At 51.2% G+C, this 26117-nt stretch carries 18 protein-coding genes and 1 rRNA gene; 7 read left to right on the top strand and 12 right to left on the bottom strand.

Going from position 1 to position 26117, the window contains the following annotated elements; translation table 11 throughout:
* Positions 1-62, bottom strand: a 16S ribosomal RNA gene (locus WKI47_RS01765); the annotation flags it as partial.
* Between the two features lie 641 nt (positions 63-703).
* Here WKI47_RS01765 and WKI47_RS01760 point away from each other — a divergent pair.
* Positions 704-1813: an AI-2E family transporter gene (locus WKI47_RS01760; RefSeq protein WP_340225454.1), complete on the top strand. Its 1110-nt coding sequence runs from the start codon at positions 704-706 to the stop codon at positions 1811-1813.
* 109 nt (positions 1814-1922) lie between these two features.
* Here WKI47_RS01760 and odhB read toward each other — a convergent pair whose 3' ends face one another.
* The 3 genes from odhB to WKI47_RS01745 form a co-directional block, all read right to left on the bottom strand.
* A complete protein-coding gene (gene odhB / locus WKI47_RS01755; protein WP_340225453.1) occupies positions 1923-3227 on the bottom strand; it encodes a 2-oxoglutarate dehydrogenase complex dihydrolipoyllysine-residue succinyltransferase in 1305 nt (434 codons plus the stop codon).
* Between the two features lie 4 nt (positions 3228-3231).
* Complete coding sequence (locus WKI47_RS01750; RefSeq protein ID WP_340225452.1) at positions 3232-6114, bottom strand: 2-oxoglutarate dehydrogenase E1 component; 2883 nt, start codon at positions 6112-6114, stop codon at positions 3232-3234.
* Between the two features lie 272 nt (positions 6115-6386).
* Positions 6387-7268 (bottom strand): PPK2 family polyphosphate kinase, encoded by an 882-nt coding sequence (locus tag WKI47_RS01745; RefSeq protein WP_340225451.1) that lies wholly within the window; start codon positions 7266-7268, stop codon positions 6387-6389.
* A gap of 346 nt (positions 7269-7614) precedes the next feature.
* Between WKI47_RS01745 and WKI47_RS01740 the strand changes: the two genes are divergently transcribed.
* On the top strand, positions 7615-7818 hold the full coding sequence (locus WKI47_RS01740; RefSeq protein ID WP_340225450.1) for a hypothetical protein: 204 nt from the start codon (positions 7615-7617) through the stop codon (positions 7816-7818).
* A 185-nt stretch (positions 7819-8003) separates the two neighbouring features.
* A complete protein-coding gene (locus tag WKI47_RS01735; protein WP_340225449.1) occupies positions 8004-9254 on the top strand; it encodes a carbamoyl phosphate synthase small subunit in 1251 nt (416 codons plus the stop codon).
* Between the two features lie 14 nt (positions 9255-9268).
* Here the strand turns inward: WKI47_RS01735 and rsgA are convergent, their stop codons facing one another.
* Positions 9269-10402 carry a ribosome small subunit-dependent GTPase A gene (rsgA, locus tag WKI47_RS01730; RefSeq protein ID WP_340225448.1) on the bottom strand — a complete coding sequence of 378 codons (1134 nt, stop codon included), beginning with the start codon at positions 10400-10402 and terminating at the stop codon, positions 9269-9271.
* A gap of 507 nt (positions 10403-10909) precedes the next feature.
* On the opposite strand from rsgA, the gene WKI47_RS01725 reads away from it, so the two are divergent.
* On the top strand, positions 10910-11917 hold the full coding sequence (locus WKI47_RS01725) for a YpdA family putative bacillithiol disulfide reductase (protein WP_340225447.1): 1008 nt from the start codon (positions 10910-10912) through the stop codon (positions 11915-11917).
* A gap of 93 nt (positions 11918-12010) precedes the next feature.
* On the top strand, positions 12011-12517 hold the full coding sequence (locus WKI47_RS01720) for an ADP-heptose synthase (protein WP_340225446.1): 507 nt from the start codon (positions 12011-12013) through the stop codon (positions 12515-12517).
* 69 nt (positions 12518-12586) lie between these two features.
* On the opposite strand, the gene WKI47_RS01715 is transcribed toward WKI47_RS01720, so the two are convergent.
* On the bottom strand, positions 12587-12880 hold the full coding sequence (locus WKI47_RS01715; protein ID WP_340225445.1) for a HesB/YadR/YfhF family protein: 294 nt from the start codon (positions 12878-12880) through the stop codon (positions 12587-12589).
* A 501-nt stretch (positions 12881-13381) separates the two neighbouring features.
* Here WKI47_RS01715 and WKI47_RS01710 point away from each other — a divergent pair.
* The gene (locus WKI47_RS01710; protein WP_340225443.1) at positions 13382-15154 is read left to right on the top strand and encodes an ABC transporter ATP-binding protein; all 1773 of its coding nucleotides are present in this window, start codon (positions 13382-13384) and stop codon (positions 15152-15154) included.
* Entirely contained in the window at positions 15144-17279 is a 2136-nt protein-coding gene (locus tag WKI47_RS01705) for an ABC transporter ATP-binding protein (protein WP_340225442.1), read from the top strand. The genes WKI47_RS01710 and WKI47_RS01705 overlap by 11 nt, the downstream gene beginning before the upstream one ends.
* Positions 17280-17711: 432 nt before the next feature.
* On the opposite strand, the gene WKI47_RS01700 is transcribed toward WKI47_RS01705, so the two are convergent.
* The 6 genes from WKI47_RS01700 to WKI47_RS01675 form a co-directional block, all read right to left on the bottom strand.
* Positions 17712-18647, bottom strand: a complete 936-nt coding sequence (locus WKI47_RS01700) for an S-layer homology domain-containing protein (RefSeq protein WP_340225441.1) — start codon at positions 18645-18647, stop codon at positions 17712-17714.
* Positions 18648-19091: 444 nt separating this feature from the next.
* Entirely contained in the window at positions 19092-20489 is a 1398-nt protein-coding gene (locus WKI47_RS01695) for an amino acid permease (RefSeq protein WP_425355419.1), read from the bottom strand.
* Positions 20490-20667: 178 nt separating this feature from the next.
* Complete coding sequence (gene argS / locus WKI47_RS01690) at positions 20668-22302, bottom strand: arginine--tRNA ligase (protein WP_425355418.1); 1635 nt, start codon at positions 22300-22302, stop codon at positions 20668-20670.
* A 960-nt stretch (positions 22303-23262) separates the two neighbouring features.
* A complete protein-coding gene (locus WKI47_RS01685; protein ID WP_340225439.1) occupies positions 23263-23607 on the bottom strand; it encodes a four-helix bundle copper-binding protein in 345 nt (114 codons plus the stop codon).
* 97 nt (positions 23608-23704) lie between these two features.
* Positions 23705-24679, bottom strand: coding sequence for a GTP-binding protein (locus tag WKI47_RS01680; RefSeq protein ID WP_340225438.1), 975 nt, complete (start codon positions 24677-24679; stop codon positions 23705-23707).
* 247 nt (positions 24680-24926) lie between these two features.
* Positions 24927-25928 carry an acryloyl-CoA reductase gene (locus WKI47_RS01675; protein WP_340225437.1) on the bottom strand — a complete coding sequence of 334 codons (1002 nt, stop codon included), beginning with the start codon at positions 25926-25928 and terminating at the stop codon, positions 24927-24929.
* Between the last annotated feature and the right edge of the window lie 189 nt (positions 25929-26117).

Below are 26117 nucleotides of genomic sequence, written 5' to 3'. Positions count from 1 at the left end.
ACTTGCATGTATTAGGCATGCCGCCAGCGTTCGTCCTGAGCCAGGATCAAACTCTCCATTAAGGTGGCGACCGAAGTCACCGTTTAAAAGAAAGCACCATGTGCTCGTTTAAAACGTGGCGAGAATTTTCATTCTCTTTTTTCTCAACACGAACCACTCAAAGATTTAAACCTTTTTCGCTTATCGCGGGAACTCCAATTCTTATTACCCGGTTGGGGTCTAAGAATTTCGTTTCTGACTCACTTACTGTTCAGTTTTCAAGGAGCAAACTGTGTTTCATGTTTCTACCGCTCAGTGTTTCGCTCACAGCAGCAACTCTTATATACTAGCATGTTCGTTTTCGTTTTGCAAGTCTTTTTTGAAATCTTTTTTCAGCTTCTTGCGAAGCTTCTTTTCCGATCTCGACTTGGACTCGCTCACTTATTCGAACCGAACGGGCGCTCTTTCAAGGCCGTTCCTAGAATATATCACGCCCACAGCTACATAGCAAGCATTTTATGATTACAAAATTCAACTCGCTATATTAGAATATTTGCAGATCTGTACCTAAATCGTTTCTTGCTACTTAGGTTATAATAAGAAGTAGATCCAATCATACAACACAAGAGCGGCCTAATATAGTAATAATCCAATTCCAACCATTTTGAAACGCTTTCATTTCAATTGAATTTATTCCTTCATATTCTGTTCAAAGGAGGCTCTCATGTTTAAATCCGATCGTTTTATGCGAACCAGCCTACATATTATTTTCATTTTGATCATTCTTTTTCTGCTCACTCAGATTCCAAGTATTATCGCACCGCTCAAAGCCGCTTTTAGCTTAATCTTCTTTCCTATCGTAATGTCGCTTTTTCTCTACTACTTATTCAGGCCTACGATTCGGAAGTTGAATGATTGGCATATTAAGCGTCCATGGTCGATATTGATGCTGTATGCCGCTGCGGTTGGAGTGTTTGCCGGGTTTGCTATTTGGGTGTGGCCTATTCTGCGCTCGCAATTTCTGAATTTTAGCGACAACCTCCCCCAACTTGCGCAAAATTTTTCCAATCAGCTACAATTATTGATGCTTCAGGTTCAGGAACAAGAAATTTGGGGCACTCGTATTAACGATATTGATGTAGGAATCGATATTCCGCAGCAATTATCGGGTTATCTCGAAAATGTGTTGAATTCAATCAGTAACTCGCTGACGAGCGCATTGTCTACGGTGGCTTGGATCTTCCTTGTCGTTTCTACGGTTCCTATGATTCTTTACTTTATGCTGAAGGATGATCGCAAAGGATATGCCTTCCTGCTTAAAGCCGCTCCGATGAAGATTCGCCCTACGTTCCGCGATATGGCGAAAGACATTGATGCTGCACTAAGCGGATTTATAGTCGGTCGTGTTTTATTGGCAGCTTGCGTAGGCGTCTTTGACTTAATCGGTTTCCTTATTATAGGGGTTCCTTATCCGCTCCTTCTGATATTGTTCATCATTTTGACCGACATGATCCCGTATATCGGGGTGTATCTTGGAGCAATTCCTGTTGTTATTGTAGGTTTTATCGATTCTCCGACTACCGTGATTTGGATCGTCGTTGTTATTGCGCTGGGGCAAATGCTGCGCAACAACTTATTATCGCCGATGATTTATGGCTCTGCGCTGGACATTCATCCTTTGACTACGGTATTCCTGCTTTTAAGCGGCGGTGCGATAGGTGGCTTCATTGCTATTCTGATCGTTATTCCTTCTTATATGGTTGTAAAAATTGTAGCGATTCATCTGTACCGATATTATCGGAGTTCAAAGTTAACGCGTCCGGATCTTCATTAAAAAAGCACGATTATCCTGATCCGCTATATCTGCACACAAAAAACTCCCGTTCGACCGCGAGGTTCGAACGGGAGTTTCTTTATTTCGCCTTTGATTCGAATATCAAGTTTTAGCTCTCGATCAACAAACTTTCCGGATCTTCCAGCAGTTCCTTCACCTTCACAAGGAATCTTACGGCTTCCGAGCCATCAATGATCCGGTGATCATAAGAGAGAGCGATATACATCATCGGACGATTCTCCATACGCTCGGCATCGATCGCTACCGGGCGCAATTGAATCTTGTGCATACCGAGAATACCCACTTGAGGCGCGTTTAGGATCGGCGTAGACAGTAACGACCCGAAGACGCCGCCGTTTGTGATGGTAAACGTGCCGCCTTGCAGATCAGACAACGCCAACTGGTTATCACGCGCTTTTGTAGCCAATCCAGCGATCGATTTCTCGATTTCGGCGAAGCCCAGGCGATCGGCGTCACGAACGACGGGAACAACCAGACCTTCTTTGGCCGATACGGCAATACCGATATCATAGAATTTCTTGTAAACGATCTCGTCGCCGTCGATCTCCGCATTAACCGCCGGGAACGCTTTGAGCGCGCCGACGACTGCTTTGGTGAAGAACGACATGAAGCCGAGGTTGACATCGAATTTCTGCTTGAAATTGTCTTTGCGACGTTTCCGTACATCCAGGATCGCCGTCATGTCGACTTCATTGAATGTAGTCAGCATGGCTGCGTTATGCTGAGCTTCGACGAGACGAGTCGCGATCGTCTGGCGGCGGCGGGACATGCGCTGGCGTTCGACCGGCTTCAGAGGGTCGATCGCCGACGGTGCTTTCGGCGCTTTCGGCGGAGCAGCCGGGGGCTGCGGCGCCGCTTGGGGTTGCGAGGTCGGGGCGCCTTCGGCGAACGATTTGACGTCGCCGGAGTAGACACGGCCGATAGGGTCCGCGCTCGGCACGCTGCCGAGCTCGACGCCGCGTTCACGTGCGAGCTTGCGCGCAGCTGGCGAAGCTTTGGTTCCGGCGTCGCCGCTTTCCGCAGGAGGCGGACTGACGGCCTCGGCGACTTTCGGGCTTTCCGGCAACGAAGCAGGCGGAGACGACGCTTCCGCTGCGGCAGCCGGGCTTTCTTCGCCTTTCGGAGCGGAAGCGGTGCCCGTCGTCGAAGACGCGGCGTCTCCGGTACGGATACGTCCGATCACTTCGCCGACTTGGACCGTATCGCCTTCTTGACGCATACGTGTCTCGATCAAACCGCTTGATTCCGCACTGACTTCCAGATTGACTTTATCCGTTTCCAGCTCCAGCAGCACGTCGCCTTGTTGCACGGCGTCGCCTTCCGCTACCGTCCAACGCAGAATCGTGCCTTCGGTAACGGACTCTCCCATTTCCGGTACTTTAATGTCGCTCACGGCGTTACCTCCCCAAACTCATTTGATTTTTTTTCGGCGTATTCTGATTTTGGCCAAGAGCCGTCTGAATGATTTTCTGCTGCTCAAAAGTATGGATGTGTTGGTAACCGCTCGCCGGACTGGAACGCTCCGGTCTGCCCGTGTAACTCACTTCAACGCCCTTTGGAGCGACGGATCTAATATTCGGATCAATATAACGCCAAGCGCCCATGTTATGCGGTTCCTCTTGAACCCAATAAATCTCTTCGAGATTGTTGAAGCGTTCGAGGAAGTTTGACACTTCACGTGCAGGGAACGGGTAAAGCTGTTCGATTCTCAAAATATGCAGCCAACTCCAGTCGGCTTCAGTATCTTTTTCAATGGTATCTTCCAGCTCGACTGCAATCTTGCCGCTGCACATCAACACACGTGTTACACGATCCGGAGCCTCGCCAAGTCCCGCCTGTTCGATGGTCGGCTTGAAATGTCCGTCCGTAAACTCGGCAGCCGATGAAGCTACGCGCGGATTGCGGATCAAGCTCTTCGGCGACATAACGACCAGAGGCTTCGCATCCTCGCGAGTCGTCATCGCCGCTTGCCTGCGCAGCAAGTGGAAATACTGCGCCGCACTGGTCAAGCTCACAACCGTACAGTTGTTTTCCCCGGCCAATTGCAGGTAACGCTCCAATCTCGCGCTGGAGTGTTCCGGTCCCTGACCTTCGTAACCGTGCGGAAGCAACATGATCAGACTGGACTTTTGCGCCCATTTCGAACGTCCTGGCATAACAAACTGATCAAGCAGAACCTGACCCGCATTGGCGAAGTCACCGTACTGCGCTTCCCAAATGACCATCGTCTGCGGCGAATAGACATTATATCCGTATTCGAAACCGATAACGGAAGCCTCGGACAACGGGCTGTTATGAATGGCAAACGAAGCTTTGGCTTCAGGCAACTCATGCAGCGGGCAATAGGTCTCTCCCGTTTGAGCGTCATGCAGAACCAGGTTACGGTGAGCGAATGTCGCACGTTCCGCATCCTGGCCGCTGATCCGAATCGGAGTGCCGTCCGACAGGATCGTAGCAAAAGCAAGCGTCTCTGCTTGTCCCCAGTCTACTTTTTCCCCGTCATCCAACGCATTGGAACGACGTTGCAAGATACGCTCCAGCTTTGGATATACGTTGAACGTCTCCGGGCGCTTGAGCAGATTCTCGTTGATCGAACGAAGCTTGTCCAGCTCGACCGACGTTTTTACGGATTCCAAAGGCGTCTCGTCAATGCTAGAAGCAAACGGGAACGGATGGCTTGCGCCCTGTTTGCCGTTTTTCATCTGTTCATACTCTTCCTTGAACACAGTAACGATCTTTTCGCGCAACTCTTCCAGACCGCTCTCGCCAATCAAACCGCTTTTATGCAATTTTTTTGAAAAAATAGTTGCAGCGGTATCGTGAGCTCTGACCTTTTTGTAGATCAGCGGTTGCGTTGTTTCCGGATCGTCCGTCTCGTTATGGCCGTAACGGCGATAACCGATCAGATCGATCACGAAGTCCTTTTTGAACGTCATGCGATACTCGCAGGCCAGCCGAACAGCTGCAATACAAGCCTCCGGATCGTCGGCATTCACGTGAACGATCGGAATTTCGTATCCTTTCGCCAAGTCGCTTGCGTAATGCGTGGAACGGGAATCGCCGCTTTCGGTGGTAAAACCAAGCCGGTTATTGGCAATGATATGTACCGTTCCTCCGTTTTGATAGCCCGGAAGCTGGTTGAAGTTGAGCGTCTCCGCTACAACGCCTTCACCCGGGAAAGCCGCGTCGCCGTGGACAAGAATCGATGCCGCGCTATTCGTGTTCTGCTTCGGATAGCCGGGCTGGCTCCGATCTTCTTGCGCCGCGCGCGCAAAGCCTTCGACAACCGGATCGACGTATTCCAAGTGACTCGGGTTGTTCGCAAGCGTCAGACGCGTTTTGCCTTCATCGCCGACTGCCCGTTTTTCGCCCAAGTGGTACTTTACGTCCCCGGTCCAGCCGAAGTTGATTCCCATCGAACCTTCTGAAGGCATGAGGTCTTTATTCGGCGCATGGTGGAACTCGGAGAAAATTCGGCCATACGGTTTGCCAAGCACGTGTGCCAGCACATTCAGACGTCCGCGGTGAGCCATGCCCATCAGCACGTGTTCCGCGCCCGCTTTCGAAAATCCGCGCACGAGTTCGTCCATCACCGGTACGAGCATATCGATGCCTTCGATCGAGAACCGTTTTTGCCCTACGAATGTACGGTGCAGGAATTCCTCGAATTGTTCGACCTGCACGAGGCGTTCCAGCAGTGCCTTGCGCTCTTCGGGCGTCAATCCCCCGTTAGCCTTTTGAAGCTCGGCACGTTGGTTCAGCCAATCGCGTTCTTTTTCGTCATGCACATGGGAAAATTCGTAGGCGGTCGTTCCGGTGTATACTTCCCGCAACCTGCGAATCGCATCCAATCCCGTTACGACGCCTTCCGGGGCTTCTTCCCAGATCAGCGATGCCGGAAGCGATGCCAGATCCTGTTCCGACAAACCGACTTCTTTGGGTTCCAGGAACGACACGTGAGGCTGTTCATCCAATCCAATCGGATCGATGTCGGCAGCCAAATGCCCGTAGGTACGAATGTTCCATACGAGCTTGCTTGCTGCAACCGCTTTCTTTAATGATTGCGAATCAGTCGAAGCGACTCCCGTTTCAAAAGAAGCCGAAGCGTTCGAAGATCGATGCTGCGGCGGTGCGCCGAAGCGTTCGAACAGCTCCCGATAGGAAGGCTCCACCGATGTCGGGTCCTCCTGGTAACGTTCGTACTGCTCTTGTACGTATCCGAGGTTCGGACCGTAATAGTTTTCCCATGGCTCATGCGTGTTCGAAATTTGTTTCGCCATCGCTGCCACCCTCCGTAATGTGTTTGCAAAAGCCGATTTTGGATGAATGTTTTTTACCATTTCACTTTTTTACAAATTGGTGAACAAAACGCTTACTTCTCGATTGTACCCCTTTTTGCTAGCGAGTTCAATTTATTCGGCATGTTACTTGCTAAATTTCTGAACGACCTGACAGCGCGATGTAAGCGTTCGCTTTTTCCAATTGGATCGACGCTAGGGTCATGCGAAAAACCGTCCGGTCAAACCTGTTTTTCCGACCGGACGACGCACATTTATTTGTCTTTGTTTTTTTTAGCCGCGTTTTTGCGATTTTCGTTTTTATCCGACTCTTTATCTCGTTCCGCGTACAATTCGGGCAGCAGATCCTGCAACTCGGGTACCGGAGGCGGAAATTCGAGATTCAGATCTTCCAACGTATCCACTGCGATTTGAAGAACGGCCAGATCGCGCATCGAGCGGTCGTCGGCGGGTACGATATGCCAAGGAAGCTTCGAACTTGCGCATTCCGTCAATACGTCTTCGTAGCACGCCTGATAATCGTCCCAATGTTTGCGTTCCGACAGGTCGCTTGGATCGAACTTCCAGTTTTTATGCGGATTTTCTATGCGAGCGATCAATTTTTCGAGTTGGAATCTTTTCGAAATGTGCAAAAAGATTTTGACGACGATAATGCCGTTTTCTTTCAGCATTTTTTCGAAATCGTTGATCTGCCCAAAACGTTTTTGCGCTTTTTTGTTTTCGATCGTACCGTGAACTCTCGTAATTAGCACATCTTCGTAGTAAGAACGGTTGAAAGCAGCAATATAGCCGCGTCCCGGTACTTGACGATGCGCGCGCCACAAATAATCATGCTCCGTTTCTTCGTCGGTCGGAGCTTTGAAGCTGTGCGTAAGTACGCCCTGCGGATTCACTTCGGAAAACACATGATTGATCGTGCCGTCTTTTCCGCTGCAATCCATGCCTTGAAACACGAATAAAACGCCATGGCTGCGCGAGGAAAATAATTTTTCTTGCAAATGCTCCAGCTTTCGGTTCAACTTTTTCTTTTTGGCGGCGATTTCCTTGTCTTCAGGTCGGTCTTCGTTGGCATAAACCGTAGGAATCTGATCCAGGCGAACCTTTTCTCCTGTGCATAGCTGCGTCTTCATCTTCATTCGTTGCCGTCACTCCTTCGCAAGGATCTTGTCTGCGATGCCGTTTCGTTTGATTCTTTTATCCATCAGACGAAAATTGCACTCTTGTTATCAATACCCGTTTTGGCACATTTTGTCGCTAGGACTTTTTGCAAGATCGTTTCAAGAAAAAGCCCCGTGGTAATTAAAGCTCAGGATATAGACAACAGACGAAACGTAAAACGGTTTGAATCCATAGTCGACGAAAGGAGATCCGGTCATGTTTTTAAAACGAAATTGCATCTGCGGCTCCTGCTTTCGGACGTTCGAATGCACAGGTTCTTTTAGTGCTGACGGTGATCGTTATATCAAAGGAGCCGTTGCCTGGATGAAAATCCTGGCCAAAGAACCGGGTCGCCTTCTTATGGAAGGAAACACATTATGCACGGCTTGCGCCAGTCCGCATTGCTTTCTGGTCGAGTACGACTGCGTGCAAGATCGCTACAACGAGCCGGGAGACATGAACTTCGGTAACGGTTACCCGCTTGCAGAGCCCGTATCGTCCAGAGATTACCGTACGGCGGCTTTTTGAACAGGTGATCGATAAACGAATCTTGGTGGCGAATCTCCGTTTTTTCGGGAAAAGTTGCCAAGTTCGTTTTTTCTTTTAAATGATTTGCATATTTATTCTTAAAGTTGTATATTTAATTAAACTTAAAAATCCAAAGCCTCAAAAGGCTGATCTATATAAACGTTCTTTTCGGGAGGGGAAGCACCATGAAAGCCAGATTATTATTGGAAGACGGCACATTGTTCACAGGAACTTCGTTCGGCAGTGATAAACAGATGACCGGCGAAGTTGTTTTTAATACAGGGATTACCGGTTACCAGGAAGTCTTGTCCGATCCTTCTTACTGCGGACAGATTGTTACAATGACCCAGCCGCTAATCGGAAACTATGGCATCAACCGTGAAGACTTTGAAGCGATTCGCCCTTGGATTCACGGGTTCGCGGTGCGCCGTTACGAGACAGCACCAAGCAACTGGCGTTCCGAATACGACCTCGGCACGTTATTGAAGGAATACGATATTCCGGGGATTTCCGATATCGATACGCGTATGTTGACTCGCCGTTTGCGTAATCAGGGAACGCTGCGCGGTTTGCTTACAACGGGATCGGCCAGCACGGAAGAACTGTTGGAGCAATTGAAGGCGACCGCAGCTCTACATGATCAAGTAAACCAGGTATCTACACCGCGCGCCTACCATGTGCCCGGCACTAAACAACGCGTCGTTGTCGTCGATTATGGCAGCAAAGCCGGCATCGTGCGCGAATTGGGCGATCGGGGCTGCGATGTGATCGTTGTCCCCCATACCTCGAGCGTTGCGGAAATTAACCGTTACAACCCGGACGGCGTGTTGCTGTCGAACGGCCCCGGAGATCCAAAAGACGTGCCGCAAGCGATCAATACCGTTCGCGAACTGATCGGTCAGCTTCCGCTATTCGGTATTTGCTTGGGTCATCAGTTATTCGCTCTGGCTTCAGGCGCGGATACGACGAAGCTCAAATTCGGACATCGGGGCTCCAACCATCCGGTCAAAGAAGTCTCTTCGGGACATTGTCTGATCACTTCGCAAAACCATAGCTATTCGGTATTGGAAGAGACGTTGGACAATACGAATCTTGAAATTACGCATATCAACAACAATGACGGAAGCGTGGAAGGACTTAAGCATAAAAGCGCTCCTGCTTTTTCCGTGCAGTTCCACCCTGAAGCCGCACCCGGACCTACCGACAGCAATCGCTTATTTGACGAGTTTTTACAAATGATTGATGAGTTCAAAGCAAGCCGTGCGCCATTCGTATCTTCGACCGCGAAGTCGCGGACAGCAGCTTCGGCGGAGGGAGAATCCGTGGCTTCCCAAAAGCATAGCGGCACCTTTGCTGCCCAGCAGCAAGCGAAACGCAACAAAGCGGACGTCGCGACTTCCCCTATGGAGAAAGTGTTGGCTCCGTCCGCCTTTTAACTCAAGATTCTGAATTATTCTTCATGTAACCAATTTTTAACGCGCCGTTCCTTACGCTGGTCCCGTTTGCCGTTCCCGGCACTGCGACCTGTAGTGGAACGGTTTTTTTCTTTGCGTTCCAGAAAAGCCAGCTCACGCTGCGTTTTGCGGTAGCTGCTCAGACGGCCGGAGTCCAGCTCGCCGTCGTCCACCGCCGTCCTGACCGCACATCCTTCTTCACGGTTATGCGTACAGTCGCGGAAACGGCAATTGCCGGCCAAGTTTTCAATATCGGAAAACGTACCTGACATGCCGTCCTCTTCGCCCTCCCAAAGCTGAAGCTCGCGCATCCCGGGGGTATCGATCAACACGCCCCCGCCCGGAATTTCGAACATTTGGCGATGCGTAGTCGTATGACGTCCGCGGCTATCATCCTCGCGGATGTCACGGGTCCGTTGTACATGTCCTCCGGCCAGATAATTGGTTAATGTAGACTTGCCGCAGCCCGACGTTCCGGCGAGTGCGCAGCTGCGTCCGCCTGCAAAATATCCCGCGACCTGCTCCATTCCTTCTCCCGTCTGCGCGCTCACCATATGAACCGGAACACCGGGAGCCGCAAGCGTCACTTCGTTCAAGGCCTGCAACCGAAAAACTTCGTCGCACAAATCCGCTTTGCTTAGCAGGATAACCGGCTGCGTTCCCGCATTCCAGGCCATGATCAGATAACGTTCGAGACGACGAATATTCAGATCGTAATTCAACGAAGTGACCAAAAACAACGTATCGATATTGGTGGCAATGATTTGTTCACGAACCGGATTGCCGGCTGCTTTGCGCGAAATTTTGCTGCGACGGGGCAAAACGCCATGAATACGCGCCCGATGCTCTCCCGGTAGCAGTTCCGCAGCCAGCCAATCTCCGACAGCAGGCAGATCCGAACCCTGTTCCGTCAGATGACGCATTTTCCCGCTGGTTTCCGCCATATATTCGCCATTTGCCGTCGCAACCTTGAACTGCTGTCCGAAATCGGCCGTCACCCGAACAGGTGTCAGATCCGCGGCTTCATATCCGGCTGCCGACCACTCTTTTTGCCAATATGAATCCCAGCCGTACGTTTCCGGGAAAAGGTTGTTCGTTATTTCTGTAATGCTTTTCTTTGTTTTATACATGGTTCCTCCGAATTTTTGGGATTTGGGTTGTATGCGAAAATGACTCTACGACTCTCTCCCCCATTCCAATCTGTCCGGCAAACCACGCAAAAAAGCCGGGGAGAGAACTCTCCCCGGCTGCCTGAGCCCGCGCCGAAATCCGCAACAGGCAGCATTCGTCAGCCTATACGCTGCGAAGCGCCCGTGTTCAATCTCTTGACAAACAAGATTAAGAACGCGTGCAATCCGTCCGTATCACTGATCTTGGAGAGAGCTTGCGACTTCTAATCACAATCGAATGTAAAGTTCCCATAGCTCATCTCTCCCTTCATCAGTATTTGCCACTCATTCTAGCGGAGCGTAAAATGGATTGTCAAGCGTTTTTTCGAAATCCAAACAAAGCGGCATAGCAAGATCGTTGGACGAAGCGGCAGCTTTGCGCGATAATGAGTAAGAGTGCCTTCCGCGTGACGCGGGCAGCGACAATTACAGTCAATATCTACAACCAAGGGGGAACAAGTACTTATCATGGAAAAAGAAGACGTTCTGATCATCGGAGCAGGACCGTGCGGATTATCCGCCGCTATTGAGTGCGGTCGCCGCGGTTTGTCTGTTCGGATCATCGAAAAACATAATGTAGTTCACTCGATTTACCTGTATCCGACAAATATGCAGTTCTTCAGCACAGCCGAACTGCTCGAAATCGGCGACGTGCCTTTTACTTCGCCGAATGAAAAGCCGTTTCGCCATGAAGCGCTGGCTTATTACCGCAAAGTAGCCGATCGCTACAATCTGCGTATTTCCTCTTACGAAGAAGCTTTGGCTATCAAGCCGCAGGAAGACGGAACGTTCAAGGTGGACACGCGCGACCGCGCAGGCAACAAACATGAGTATGCCGCCGGCAGCGTTGTCGTTTCCACGGGCTATTTCGACCATCCGAACGAGCTGGGCATTCCCGGCGAGGAGAAAGATAAAGTCACTCACTATTTCCGCGAAGCGCATCCGTATGCCGGCATGAACGTCGCGATCGTCGGAGGCAGCAATTCCGCTGTCGATGCCGCGCTGGAGCTGATCCGTGTCGGAGCCAAGATCGATATGATCTATCGGCGCAACGAGATTTCCCAGCATATCAAGCCCTGGGTACGCCCTCTGTTCGAAGGAATGATCGCCAAAGGCAAAATCACTCTGCATCTGGGCTCGAAGCTGACCGAAATCGGCGAAGATTATGTCGTTGTCCAAGGACCCGAGAATGAAACGCGCATTCACAACGACTTCGTGCTCGCAATGACGGGCTTCCGCCCGGATCGCAAGCTGCTGACGGAGGCCGGCGCTCAAATGTCCGATGACCTCGACAAGCCTGTATTCGATCCGGACACCATGGAAACGGGCGTACCGGGACTGTATGTCGCAGGCGTTATCGCTTCCGGTCGCAATGCCAACGAAGTGTTTATCGAGAGCGGACGCATGCATGGCGGAGTGATTGCCGAACATATCGCGAAGCGAGCAAATGCGGAGGAAAACTCTGTAAAAGGCTGATTTCAATGTCCGCTTGTGCTATACTTCCCACATACAGGATTTGGCCGGGTGGATTACAAGATGGTTGCCAGGCCGCTAGGAGGATCGTTGCTTATGTCTCAACGTTTTGTCATCGAAGCCGTTATGGTCGCCATCTACGGGCAATTGCTCTCGGCGAACCGTCCGGTCGAATATATCGTTCCCTATACAACCGTATTGGAACTTTACGAATTCGAAGAAGGTGCGGAGCCGCTAATGAATGAACCGGGCGACGACCGGCATGTCAAAGAAAAAGTAAAAGAACTGATCGCTTACTTCGAGGAGCCGCTGAACAAGAAAAAAATTCAGAAGGCCCTTACGGTTCCTTGGGCAAAAAGCGCACCTATCCTGCTGGGCGATCAAATCAAACTCAGCATAATCAACGCCGTCGATAACGCTCATTACGGCGAGCTGTTCGATCCGATCGAAACCGAAGTCCTGCTTTCTTCGCTCAAGGAAGAAGCGCCTATTTTGACCGACCAGCTTGAGATGATTCAGCGGATCATCTCGGCTGCGGTACCTATTCAGGTTTTCGATATCGACGATTTTGAATTCGCCCTAGAAGGAACAGCTCATTTGTAAATCATTTAGACTTTGCGCATGAAAAAAGACGAACGACCGAGGTTATCGGTTCGTTCGTCTTTTTTGTGCTTACTCTTGCTCGTAGGCGTACAAGATATCGTCATGCTCCGGCAAGTAGGTCACGTTCAGTCGGTAACCGTCGAGATACCAGAGATCCTTCTCCTCCATGTAAAACGTAATGCCTTCCGACGACTGCGTCAGACCCGGAGTGCTTGGCGTTTCGGTAGCAATCCCGAGCGAAAATCCCGGATGAATGTCGCTGGTGTTGCTGTATCTGGCATAAAAGCGAATATAATCACCCGGTTGCAGGCCCAGCTCTTTTTTATACCAGTCTGCGGCTTGTTGCGTGATATTGAGACTCATATTCGGTTCCCTCCTTCGCGCGATAACGGGACTGCTTTCCATGCGTCCCTTTTACCCCTCCATCATACCGCAGAATGTTTCTTCCGACAAATCGAAATACTTGCTGCGAAAACTTTTTCGTTGACTTTTTCTGAGAGACGATGCTAAAATCGGGAGCATACGAGATCATTTTGCGATCATCAAAAATTAGGAAGGAGTGAATTCGATGTCCGCGTTCAAAAAAAGATTGGCTGTTCGTCCGGAAGCTTACCGTCCGTTGCGCGCTCTTTTTGAACTTCATATCGATGAAGCCTCCTTCCGCCGTCTTCCGGCCTGCGCTCTCTGATCATTCGTGATCCGAGAGTTGCCCCGTTTGACTCAAAAACGCGACGATTGGCTTTGTCTACATCGTCCGCTATATGAATCGTTTTTAAGCATATCGCGCACTGCGATATGCTTTTTTTGCGGTTTTTCGCAAATTTGATTGGTAAATCTATCGTAACGAAGAAAGGAAGTGATGGAATGTTTTCCGTCCTTCGCAATCTCGGCTGGTTTTTCCGGCAGGAAAAAAGACGTTATCTGATCGGCATATTTTTCCTCGTCATCGTCGGCGTTATTGAATTGCTGCCTCCACGGTTGATCGGTATCGCTGTCGACGATATCGCCGGCGGCCTGATCACGACCGAGCGGTTGTTCGCGTACATCGGCGGCATCCTGGGCTTGCTTGTCATCATGTACGGAATCACGTACATATGGATGCGCCAGCTCTTCGGGGGCTCCAACCTGGTGGAACGCTTACTTCGCAGCCGTTTTATGGCTCATTTGCTGCGTATGACGCCGCCGTTTTTTGAACGCAATCGGACTGGCGACTTGATGGCACGCGCTACGAATGACTTGCGCGCCGTCGCTATGACGGCCGGATTCGGGATGCTGACGCTGACCGACTCCACGCTTTTCCTGCTGACCGTGCTGCTCGCCATGGGCTTTATCGTAAGCTGGAAACTCACCCTCGCCGCGCTGATCCCTCTTCCGTTCATCGCGATCGGCATGAGCATCTACGGCAAAATCATTCATCAGCGCTACACGGTGGCCCAAGATTCTTTTGGCGACATGAACGACCAGGTTCTGGAGTCGGTAGCCGGGATTCGCGTCATCCGTGCCTATGTGCAAGAACGCCATGACGAGAAAAGGTTCTCCGATATTACCAACGACGTGTATAAAAAGAACCTGGCCGTCGCGCGAGTCGATGCCGTATTCGAACCTTATATTCGGCTCTGCGTAGGGCTTAGCTATCTGATCGGTCTTGCCTATGGCATCTATCTGGTATTCCGCAGCGAACTGACGCTCGGCGACCTCGTCACGTTCAATATGTATCTGGGCATGATGATCTGGCCGATGTTCGCGATCGGCGAGCTGATCAATATCATGCAGCGTGGCGGAGCTTCTCTCGATCGCGTCAACGAAGTTTTGTTCACCAAAGCCGATATCGAAGATCCACCGCATCCGGCCGATATCGCCGCTCCGGATACAATCGAGTTCCGCGACGTGACGTTCCGCTATCCGACGTCGACCGTCGATAATCTGGAACAGGTCAGCCTGAAGCTTCGCGCCGGTCAGACGCTCGGCGTCGTCGGGCGTACAGGCAGCGGCAAGTCCACCCTGCTCAAGCAGCTTCTGCATGAGTATCCGACAGGTACGGGCGAGATTCTGCTCTCCGACACGCCGATCGAATCGCTTAGCAAAGATCGCCTGCATAGCTGGATCGGATATGTGCCGCAGGAACAAATCCTGTTTTCCAAAAGCGTTCGCGAAAATATCCGTTACGGCAAATCCGATGCGGACGAAGCCGAAATTATGGAAGCGATCCGTACCGCTGCTTTTGAAGGCGATCTGGAAACGCTCTCTGACGGTCTGGAAACCAAAGTCGGAGAACGCGGCGTTTCCCTCTCCGGCGGTCAAAAGCAACGCGTCTCGCTGGCACGTGCTTTTATCGCCGAGCCTCAGATTCTGATTCTCGACGATGCGCTGTCTGCCGTCGACGCACGCACAGAAGCTCGTATCATTCGCAATATCCGGGAGAAGCGTGCGGGTAAAACGACGCTGATCTCTACTCACCGCCTGTCTGCCGTCGAACATGCCGATCATATCGTCGTGCTTGAAAAAGGACGAATCGTCGAAGAAGGCACCCATGCGCAACTAGTCGCGATGGGCGGCTGGTACCGTGAGCAATTCGAACGACAGCAAGTTGAATCCAATCTCTCCTCCGAGGAGGTGCAAAATCATCATGGAGTATAATTCCGAACAACCCGAGAACACCTCTTCGACGCCTAAAAAACAAACCGCGCGAAGATTGTTCCAATACGCCCTGGCTGCAAAAGGAACCTTTATCGCAGCCATTATCGCTCTTGCGATCGGGGTCGGAGCCGAACTGGCCAGTCCGTTTATCGCCAAAATGATGATCGACGATCACATGATGGGTATCGAAAATCCGCATTATCAAACGAGCGAAGCAAGTGAAGACGCTATCGCCTACCAAGGAGCCTACTACAAGCGCGGCGACCGATTCGCAGCGGGCGAGACACGCGGCGAAGAGGTTCGCATTCTCCAAGTCGGTCGAAGTTTCGTATTTGTCGATGAACCGGTAACGACTCCCGAAGGCGATCGCAGCTTCGCGGACGGTACATTGTCTATTCGGACGAATAGCGGCACGGATACGTATCCGGCGCAGCAGCTGTCCAAGGAAGAACTATTCGACTTTTACACGCCGGAAATTCCGGGTATCGTCAATCTCGTCTTGCTCTATCTGTTGTTCCTGGCGATCTCGATCGTGATGGAGTTCGGTAAAACCTACTGGCTTCAATCGTCCGCCAACCGGGTCATCCAGAAGCTTCGCCTTGATCTGTATGCGCAGATTCAGCGGCTTCCGGTCAACTTTTTCGATAATCTGCCCGCCGGTAAAGTTGTCTCCCGCGTTACCAACGATACAGAAGCGGTAAAAGATCTGTTTATCGCGGTACTGTCCAACTTTACGACAGGTATCGTCTATATCACGGGGATCTACGTAGCGCTGTTCATTCTTGATCCGCGCCTGGCGGCAGTCTCGTTGTTCATCGTGCCGTTGATTATTCTGTGGATCTACCTGTACCGCAAAGTCGCGACTAAATACAACACGATCATTCGTTCACGTCTGAGCGAGTTGAACGCGATCATCAACGAATCGATCCAAGGGATGTCGATCATTCGCGTTTTCCGCCGGGAAAAGCAAACGGAAAACGAATTCGAAGAACTGAACGGCGATTATATGAAGCACCAGAACAAAATGCTGAATCTGAACTCGTTCACGTCTCACAACTTGGTTAACGTGCTGCGCAATATCTCGTTTACCGTAGTTATCTGGTACTTCGGCTCCTCGACCATCGACGGTGCCGCATCTATTATCTCGCTGGGTGCTTTGTATGCGTTCGTTGATATTCTCGGTCGCCTGTTCCAGCCGATCACCGGCATGGTCAACCAATTGGCCGCGCTCGATTCGGCTATGGTATCCGCAGGACGGGTGTTCGAACTATTGGATGAAAAAGGCGAAAACGTCACGGACGGCGGCATGCCGCGCTATAAAGGAAACGTCGCTTTTGACCATGTTTCTTTTGCCTATAACAAAGATTATGTATTGAAAAACATCTCGTTCGAAGCGAAACAAGGACAGACGGTCGCTCTGGTCGGCCACACGGGTTCCGGTAAAAGTTCGATCATCAACCTGCTGTTCCGCTTCTACGATCCGCAAAAAGGCACGATTACCATCGACGGTCAAAGCGTTCGCGATCTGCCGAAGCAGCATATCCGTCAACATATGGGCATCGTGCTGCAAGACCCGTATCTGTTCACCGGCACCATCGCGTCCAATGTCAGTCTGGGCGATGAACGGATCAGCCGCGAACGCGTTGAACAAGCACTCAGCGAAGTCGGCGCAGACAAGATTCTTGCCGACCTGCCAGGCGGCTTTGACGAACCGGTTGTCGAAAAAGGCAGCACCTTGTCCGCAGGCCAACGTCAATTGATCTCGTTCGCCCGCGCACTTGCTTTTGATCCTGCGATCCTAATCCTGGACGAAGCTACCGCCAATATCGATACCGAGACCGAAGCGTTGATCCAGTCCGCTCTGAATGTCTTGAAACAAGGCCGGACCACCTTCGTTATCGCTCACCGCTTATCCACGATTCGCAGCGCCGATCAAATCCTGGTCCTGCACCGCGGCGAAATCGTCGAACGCGGCAACCATGACGAACTGATGGCCGTAGGCGGCCGTTACTTCCAAATGTATCAGCTCCAACAAGGCGGCGGCGACTCCATCACACCCGTCACAGGCAAACCGGAGTCCGGCTTCGACGCCAGACCTGCTTTCGGTGGCGCGAATGGGGACTAAGCAGTGAAATCGACAGGTGGGTTATCTGATTCATTCAATGATTAATTCGTCTTGCTTCAATTAGAGTTTCCATACGAATTGATTTTAATCTTTGACTTGATCCCTTCTTCACCCTGCCCATCCGGCAAACAAAAGCGTTCCCGACGGGAGCGCTTTTGTTTTGGCAAGTCCTACGCTTTGAAGAGGCTGCCCAGGCAGAGGGAGAATTCCAGTGAAGGCGAAGCATTTCGAAGAAATGCACTTCGGAAGCATAAGCTATGTTCGCCTTTGAACTGGGGAAGCCTCCTTATAAATTTCAATCGAAGCTTCCCCAGTTCAACACGCGACCGAAACGGAATTCTCCTGGCGCCCCGCGCCTCCCCAACGCATAGGAACTTCTAAGCAACAAAAAGAGCGCCCCGCATCGGAGCGCTCTTTGCTTTGCCTAAACTCTTATTTTAACAGTTTCGCATCCGAAGACCCAGTCGCTCCACCCGTCTGCTCGGCTACAACCTCAGAAGGCGTGCCTGTCAGGTAAGTCGAGACTTCCGCATCGGTAATCACTTGCGGATACATCATACCCGATTCCGGCTTAGTGATGCTGTATTGAATCGTTGCTTTACTGCCTTCGTATTTCACGTCATTGATTTTCAAACCATAGCCCGGATTCGGTAGCGAAGCTTTCAACGTTGCTTTCACCCGTCCGTCGGCTTCTTTCGCCGTTGTTACGCTCACTTCCGTGACCTCCGTTCCTTCGCCGACATTGCCGTTGTCTCCGCCGACTTTATTAATGAACTCTATTGCATTATACACCAATTCCGCAGCTTCCATACGGGTGATCGGATCTTGCGGACGGAATTCGCCGCCAGCAGAGATAATACGCATGTTGCCGAGTGTTTGAATCGCGCCCAAGTGGTCGCCCGTGAATTCTTTTTCATCGTCGAAGAAAATGTACATTTTGGTCGTCGGATACTCGCCTGTCGTGTTGATACCTTCAAGCAGAAGACTTGCGAATTGTTCGCGGGTCATTTTTGCGCTGACCGAGTCCGATTTGGTTACAGACTTGATTCCGTTCTGCAAAGCAGCTTCATAAGCCGAAGCGTACCAAGCTTTATCATTGAACGATGCCGTCGGTGTATGAGTCATGTTCGAGCCGACTTTCAAACCGAACGCGTTGACGATCAATTGAATCGCCTGCGCATTGGTCAAATCGGACGAAGGAGCGAAACGATCTTCGCCGATGCCTTTCATGATGCCTTTTTGCTGAAGGGATTGAGCGATCTTCGCATCATCCGCATTGCTTACGTCGCTGAACGCGGATGCCGAAGCGGCAAATGCGAACGATCCTGCCATTACCAGAGCTGCACAAGCTTTTACTGTCTTTTTCATGGGTAGGTCACCTCTTGTATGATTTTCTTTTTCTCACTCTTCCAGACGTCACTGGTTTCGAAAAGGTTGCAGGGAGAAGGAAAAACTCCTGTGTGGGGGAACCGGTAACCGCAGCTGCGGGAGAAATTCGTTCAAGGCGCTGTCTCACCCGGAAAATGGAATTGGATTTAAATAAGGAAACTTTCCGGGTTCGAAGGCGTCAACATAGCGCTGAATTTTACCGCAGGTTTTCTTCGAAACCCTGTATTTCACTGAATTTCTCCCTCCGCTTAAGTTTCGGTTACGGACAGGGCATTTTCCAAAGGGATTAGATGAAAGAATGAAAAAGTAACGGGCGGAACTATAAAAAAAATAGGCTGATCCAAAGTCCGGGTGGACTTCGGGTCAGCTCTTTTTGTAAAAACGTATCAAGATCAAAATAGCTTATTACCGAGCTTTTGAAAATCACTTCTGAATCTGTTCCGGGTTCAACAGGCTGTGTTTGCGGCCGTACAGGAAGTAGACGACCAGGCCGATAGCGAGCCAGATGATGAAGGTGTACCAGGTTAGGGCTTTGAGTTGGAACATCAGGTAGACGCAGCCTAGCGCGCTCAGGATTGGGATCAGCGGGACTAGGGGGACGCGGAAGCCGCGTTTCAGATCCGGCTGTGTCCGGCGGAGCATGATGATACCCAGGCTGACGATGGTGAAAGCGAATAGCGTACCGATGTTCGTCAGTTCGGCCAAATGGTCGAGTGGGATCAAACCGGCGAAAAGAGCAATGATCACAGAAGAGATCCAAGTACCGATAGCGGGGGTTCCGCTTTTTCCGCTGACTTTGGAGAAGACCGGAGACAGCAGGCCGTCGCGGGACATGGAATACAGCAGACGGGTCTGGCCGTACATCATGACAAGCAGTACGGTCGTGATGCCTGTGATCGCGCCGAGCGAGATGATCCAGGCGATACCGTTCATGTTGACGAATTCCAACGCGAACGCCACCGGATCGCTGACGTTCAACATATGGTAAGGCACGATTCCGGTCAGGATCAGCGACACGATGACATAGAGCACGGTACAGACTGCCAAAGAAACGATGATACCGATCGGTAGATCGCGCTGCGGGCGCTTAACCTCTTCGGCGGCTGTCGATACGGCATCGAAGCCGATATAAGCGAAGAATACCGTAGCCGCACCAGCCGCGACGCCGTTAAATCCGAAAGGCAGAAACGGTTCCCAGTTATCCGGTTTGACATAGAAAATGCCGACGCCGATAAAAATGAACACCACAATCAATTTGATCGCGACCATAACGCCGTTGGCCCGTGTTGCTTCTTTTACGCCCCGGGTGAGCAGGGTTGCGATAATGAGCGTAATGACGACGGCCGTGATATCGATAACCGTGCCTTTTTCCGGATTAAACGCACCGGTTAAAGCTTGCGGGAGGTGAAGGCCCATTCCCGATAGCAGACTCTGAAAATATCCGGACCAGCCGCTGGCAACCGCCGCGCTGGCGAAGCCGTATTCCAAGATCAGATCCCAGCCCAGAATCCAGGCAATCAATTCTCCGAAAGTCGTATAGCTGTACGTATAAGCACTTCCCGAAGCGGGTACCGTGGACGCAAACTCCGAGTAACAAAGTGCAGCGAAAGCACAGATGATCCCGGCAAGCAGGAAAGATAATACCAGACCCGGTCCTGCGTATTTGGCTGCCGCGACGCCGGTCAGGACGAAGATTCCTGTTCCGATAATGGCTCCAACGCCCAATGTGGTCAGATCGAGTGGGCCGAGTACCCGTTTCAGATTGCTTTCATGCTGCTCGATTGCTTTTCGCCGGAATAAAGAGGACGATTTCCTGATCATGCCCATGTGTAAAATCCTTTCCGTTATCGCGTGCAGACGCACGTCCTAGTGAGGTTTAATGACATTGTAAAATTATCTTAAGCCTCGCCTACGGAAAACTACCCAATCCGACATTTTAACACGTTAAATGATTGAATAATTCATCCTTTAACGCGATAAATCGTCCACAAAATGATCATTAAATTTCTTTAGGCGAACGAACCCCTAGCAAATCAAGCGCCCAACGCAGCCGCTCAGCGGTCAGACGGGTAAGCTCCAACCGAACTTCCTTATCTCCTGCCGCCGCGCTAAGTACCTTGTTATGATGGTAAAAACGGTTGAACATTTTAGCCAAATCCAGCGCATAACGCGCAACGACCGAAGGCTCTTGCCGTTGTACGCCCCGTTGAAGCTCGGTTTGGTAATCGCATAGACGTTTGAGCAATTCCCAAGAGGCTTCGTCCCAATGATAGGCTGATGCCGATGCCTTGATCGACTCATACTCTGCGGCACCATTTTGCGCTTCTGCACTGCCTTCCTTTGCTTTGCGTAGCACGCTGCGTGCCCGGGCATGCGTATATTGCACATAAGGCCCGGTTTCCCCTTCGAATTGCACGGCTTCTTCGATAGAAAAATTGATTTCGCCGATCCGGTTGTTTTTCAGATCTCCAAATACGATGGCTCCGATCCCGATCGCTTCCGCAATAGCCTCCCGATTTTGCAACTGCGGATTTTTTTCTTCGATAATCGCGGTTGCCCGCGCTACGGCTTCATCCAACACTTCTTCCAGGAACACCACTTTGCCTTTGCGCGTCGACATCTTTTTACCTTCAAACTTCATCAAGCCAAACGGAATGTGCTGGCAGGCGGATGCCCACTTCCGTCCCATCTTCCGCAATACCGCGAAAACTTGCCGGAAATGCAGCGTTTGCTCCGCGCCGACCACATAAAGCAGCTTGTCCGCTTGAAGTACGTCATGCCGATAGATTGCGGTTGCCAGATCGCGCGTCGGATAGATCGTTGTGCCGTCGGATTTCAAAATGAGGCAAGGCGGCATCTCTTCATCATCCAGCCGAACCACCTGTGCGCCTTCGCTTTCTTCCAGCAGCCCTTTGGTACGCAGTTCTTCGACGACGGCTCCCATTTTATCGTTGTAAAAGCTCTCGCCCAGCACTTTGTCGAACGAGACGCCCAAGCGTCCATACATCCGATCGAATTCGCTCAGGCTTACGTCGACGAAGTAGCGCCATAGGCCCAATGCTTCTTCGTCTCCGCTCTCTAACCGACGGAACCAATCACGCGCTTCGGTCTCCAACGTCGGATCGTTTACAGCCTCATCGTGGAACCGAACATAAAGAGACAACGATTCGCGGATAGGCGCAGCCTTCAAACGCTCTTCGCTACCCCAACGTTTATAAGCCGTGATTTGTTTGCCGAATTGCGTTCCCCAATCGCCCAGATGGTTGACGCTGATTGTGCGATAACCGGCTTCCGTGTACATCCGGTACAAAGCTGCTCCGATCACGGTGGAACGCAGATGGCCTACGCCGAACGGTTTGGCGATATTGGGCGATGACATATCGATCACGACCGTTTGCCCGTTCGGAGCGGCGGCTTGTCCTTCAGCCTGCAACAGCAAAGACGCCGAATGAACGGAACGGTCGAATCGGAAATTCAAATAAGGTCCTGCCGCCGAGGCTTCCGTACCTTCCAGCTTAAAACGCTCCGCTAAATCGGACGCGATCTGCTGCGGCGCTTTGCGCAGACTTTTGGCTAACGTGAAGCATGGAAAAGCAGCATCGCCCAATTCCGGATTCGGCGGCAGCTCCAACATGGCCTCCGCCGTTCCTTTTTTCCATTCCAATAATATGTCCAGTTCTGCTCCGATCTGTGCTAAACTCATCATTTTCTCCTCCTTCGTTATCCTGCAAAAGCGCGCAAAAAAGCCCTCGCCTCATAAAGAGACGAGAGCTTGAATTCCCGCGGTACCACTCTTGTAGTCCATTGTTGTTTGATAATAAAACCGACAATGACCTCTCGATCGACGATAACGGCGCCGTAACCGGTCGACTCTACGCAGAAGCAGCTGCTTACGCAACTTGTTCGTTCAAATCGACGTCTCCCAGGTGCGCTTCTCCGATTGCCGCAGTGCCGGCTTCCACCTCCCCGGCTCGCTGTTCCCGCTATGGCAGATTCGGATACTCTCCCGTTCAAAGACATTGCCTGAATAAGATCGACTCCCGCCCGAAGCGGATCGATCTGTCTTTTTGCCATTATAGAGGGTTGGGGGGAGAGAAGCAAGCGATTTTAATCGCTATAAGTCGTTGTTGAAAGTTGCGTAGGCGGGGGAAGCGAGAAGACTGCGAGAAAAATTCGTTCAATTCGCTGTCTCACTTGGAAAACGGGATTGAAATTTAAGTGGTTATTTTCCAAGTTCAAAGGCGTCTTGAACTGAATTTTTCTCTCCGTCTTCTCGCTTCCAGCTACGTTTGGCTTTCTCGACACGCTTAAGTGACTGCAATCGCTTTATTATGTTGATTTATTCGAGAATGATTATTCTATTGAATCTGACCATTCTCTTAAATATATAAAAAGACCGCTTCTGACGAAGCGATCTTTTGGCGTAAATTTCTATTCACTTCGGAGCATCTAGGCGGAGGGAGAAATTCAGATCAGAACGCCTTTGAACCCGAAAAGCTACTTCCAGAAATTCCATCCAGCAGCTTTTCGGGTGAGACAGCGTTCTGATCGAATTTCTCCCGCAGCCGCCCCAAAGCTCCCTGTGAATCGAAATTTAAGCCGTCACCAGAACGCTGCGGCAGATGCTCGCGCATTCGCGGCAAACTTCTACGCACTCCTGGCAATGTTCATGCTTGTGCTTCATGCACTCGTCGGCGCACGCATCGCAGGCTTTCGCGACTAGCTCGCAGATTTCGGCCACGAACGGGCTGTTGCGCGTCATCGCTTGGATCGCTACCGCGCACAGATCCGCACATTCGCGATCCAGTCTCAGGCATTCGCGGAGTTCGAAGATATCAAGGCCTTTCAGGCTCGAAACGTAGCTGACGTTGCAAACGTTCATGCAGCGAATGCAGGCATCGATACACTCTTTATATGTAGTCACGGTTAGTTGGTTCATATTGTGTTCCTCCCGGATGTAGGTTGAGGCTGGTTAGCCTTCGATGATCCTTATTACCCGAAAGATTACAAAACTGAAACCCTCGCCGCCTACTTGCTTATCCGTTTACAGGATCTGCTTCCAGAGCCTCTAATTTTTCTCGCAGTTCGGCAGCCGAGAAATGTTCGCCGATAAATACCGCCATATCCTCCAGCGTTCCCTGAGGCGTGACTTTGATAAAATCAAGCTCCCGGAACGCGTATTGGAACAAAAAACGGCTTGCGGTATCGGAAAACGTCAACAGTCCTTTTGCCCGGTAAATTTCACGAGGCAGCGAAGAAATCAAGGTCTCGAATCGCTCGCTATCTACCGGATTTTTAAAACGGTGCGTATACGAAGTCACGTGCTCATGTCCGGAACCCAGCATACCGAAGCGTCCGCTCGGCGTCTTTTTTAAAGGACCATCCTCTATACGCTCTGCCGCAAATCCGATATCCAATAAAGCTTCAAAATCCACCTCGCAACGAACAGCACGAATCACGGGAGCGTACGCGTTCCAATCCGCAATAAGCCGTTGCAGCTCTTCGGCCTCCTGCTCGTTGACCCGGTCCATTTTATTCAATACGATCACGGATGCGCAGCGAATCTGGTCTTGCATCAAGGCATACGTACTTCCTCCGCGGCTCCGATACATTTCCAGCAAATGAGCGGCATCGGCTACGGTAATCAAACCTTTGATATCGATCCCTGCGTACATCGCCGTTTCGGTGGCAGAATCCAGCAAGTCGATCGGATTGGCAGCACCGGTGGCTTCGATCAATACGACATCGGGTTGGTCGCGCTCCACCAGCATCGCCAACTCTCCTGCCAAGTCCTCACGCACGGTACAGCAAATGCAACCGCCGAGCAGCTCGGCCGTCGGAACCTCGGAGTCGACCAGCATACCGTCCAGATTCACGTCACCTAATTCGTTAATGATCACGCCCGGCTTCATCCCCTGGTCTTGCCAATACCCCACCAGCCGTTGCAGCAAAGTCGTTTTGCCGCTACCGAGAAAGCCGGACAGCAAATATACGGGTACATCCTTATCCATCTATATCAGCCTCCTGTACATGCGAATTGAAATGGTTCATTTCCAAGCATTTGCCCGAGGATTGAGTCTACTACAAGGCAAAAGGAAGTGCAACGACCCCGCCATAGAATCCGCGTAAAACTGTCCAGAACGCGAAAAAAGCATACGAAAAGTAAACTGTACCCTACAAGATGACTTTTTTTCAAAGTTTCGATCTTATAGGGTACAGTTTGTGGATCGCATACTTTTTCGCCGAATAAAATCTGCGCTATTCCGCCGAAACGTTGACCAATTGCCGCCCTACCGCTTGTCCTTTTAAGATACGTTCAAACGCTTCGGGAAGCTGTTCAAGAGATACTTCCTGGACGGCCTGTTCAAACAAAAAGTCAGGCTTCCAATCGGTCGCCAGCTTATTCCATACGTCCAAACGCAAAGGCAGCGGGCATTGAACGGAGTCGATCCCCGCTAACGTCACGCCGCGCAGAATAAACGGGTGCACGCTTGTTCCGAAGTCGCCGCCGCCCGTAAGTCCGGACAACGCGAGTACGCCCCGGTAACGAATCGCTTTGAGACGCTCTCCCGTACCTGCCCCGCCTACCGGATCGACGATTGCCGACCAAAGTCCTTTTCCGAGCGGGCCTTTGGAAGAAGCCTGTGCTTCTTCGCGGGAGATCGTATGCGCTGCGCCCAGACGCTTCAACAACTCCCATTCGTGCTCTTTGCCACTGCTTGCGGTGACTTCAAAGCCCAGTTTCGCCAAGATCGACACGGCTACGCTGCCAACTCCGCCGGATGCGCCTGTAACCAGAACCGGACCGCTCTCCGGCGTAATCCCCGCGCTTAGAATGGCTTCTACCGACATCCCTGCCGTGAAGCCCGCCGTACCCAGAATCATCGCTTCGCGCAGGCTCAGTCCTTCCGGAAGCTTAACGAGCCAGTCTGCCGGTACGCGCGCCTGCTCACTGTAGCCGCCGAAGTGCGAGACACCGAGACCGTATCCCGTACACAATACTTGATCGCCGACCGCAAAACGCGAATCTTCGCTAGCTATAACCTTGCCAGCCAAGTCTATCCCCGGAATGAACGGATACTCGCGTACAATCCGACCTTCCTTGATACTGGCCAGGCCATCTTTATAATTGACGTCGGAATAACGAACGCGAACGAGCACTTCGCCCTGCGGCAGGTTTTCCGCTCCGATTTGCTTTACGGCTCCTATGACGCCTGCTTCTGTTTCCTCCAGCCAAAATGCACGAAATTTCTCTGTCATCCTAATCTCCTCCACAACTCAATCTTTCGTTAATCTCTATACGAGATCGGATCGCATCCGATCACTCCTCTTTCATCCTACTCCAACGATCCAAGCGATGCCACTAAGAAGCTCACACCCGGCGCAGGATCTGCAAGTCCCCGTATTTTTCCCTGCAAAAAAAAGGCAACCGATACGTGCTCGGCTGCC

It is taken from the genome of Saccharibacillus sacchari (genome assembly GCF_037722395.1).
GTDB classification, from domain to species: Bacteria; Bacillota; Bacilli; order Paenibacillales; family Paenibacillaceae; genus Saccharibacillus; species Saccharibacillus sacchari_A.
Note: the sequence above shows the minus strand (reverse complement) of the source record. Positions and strands in the feature narration are given on the sequence as shown.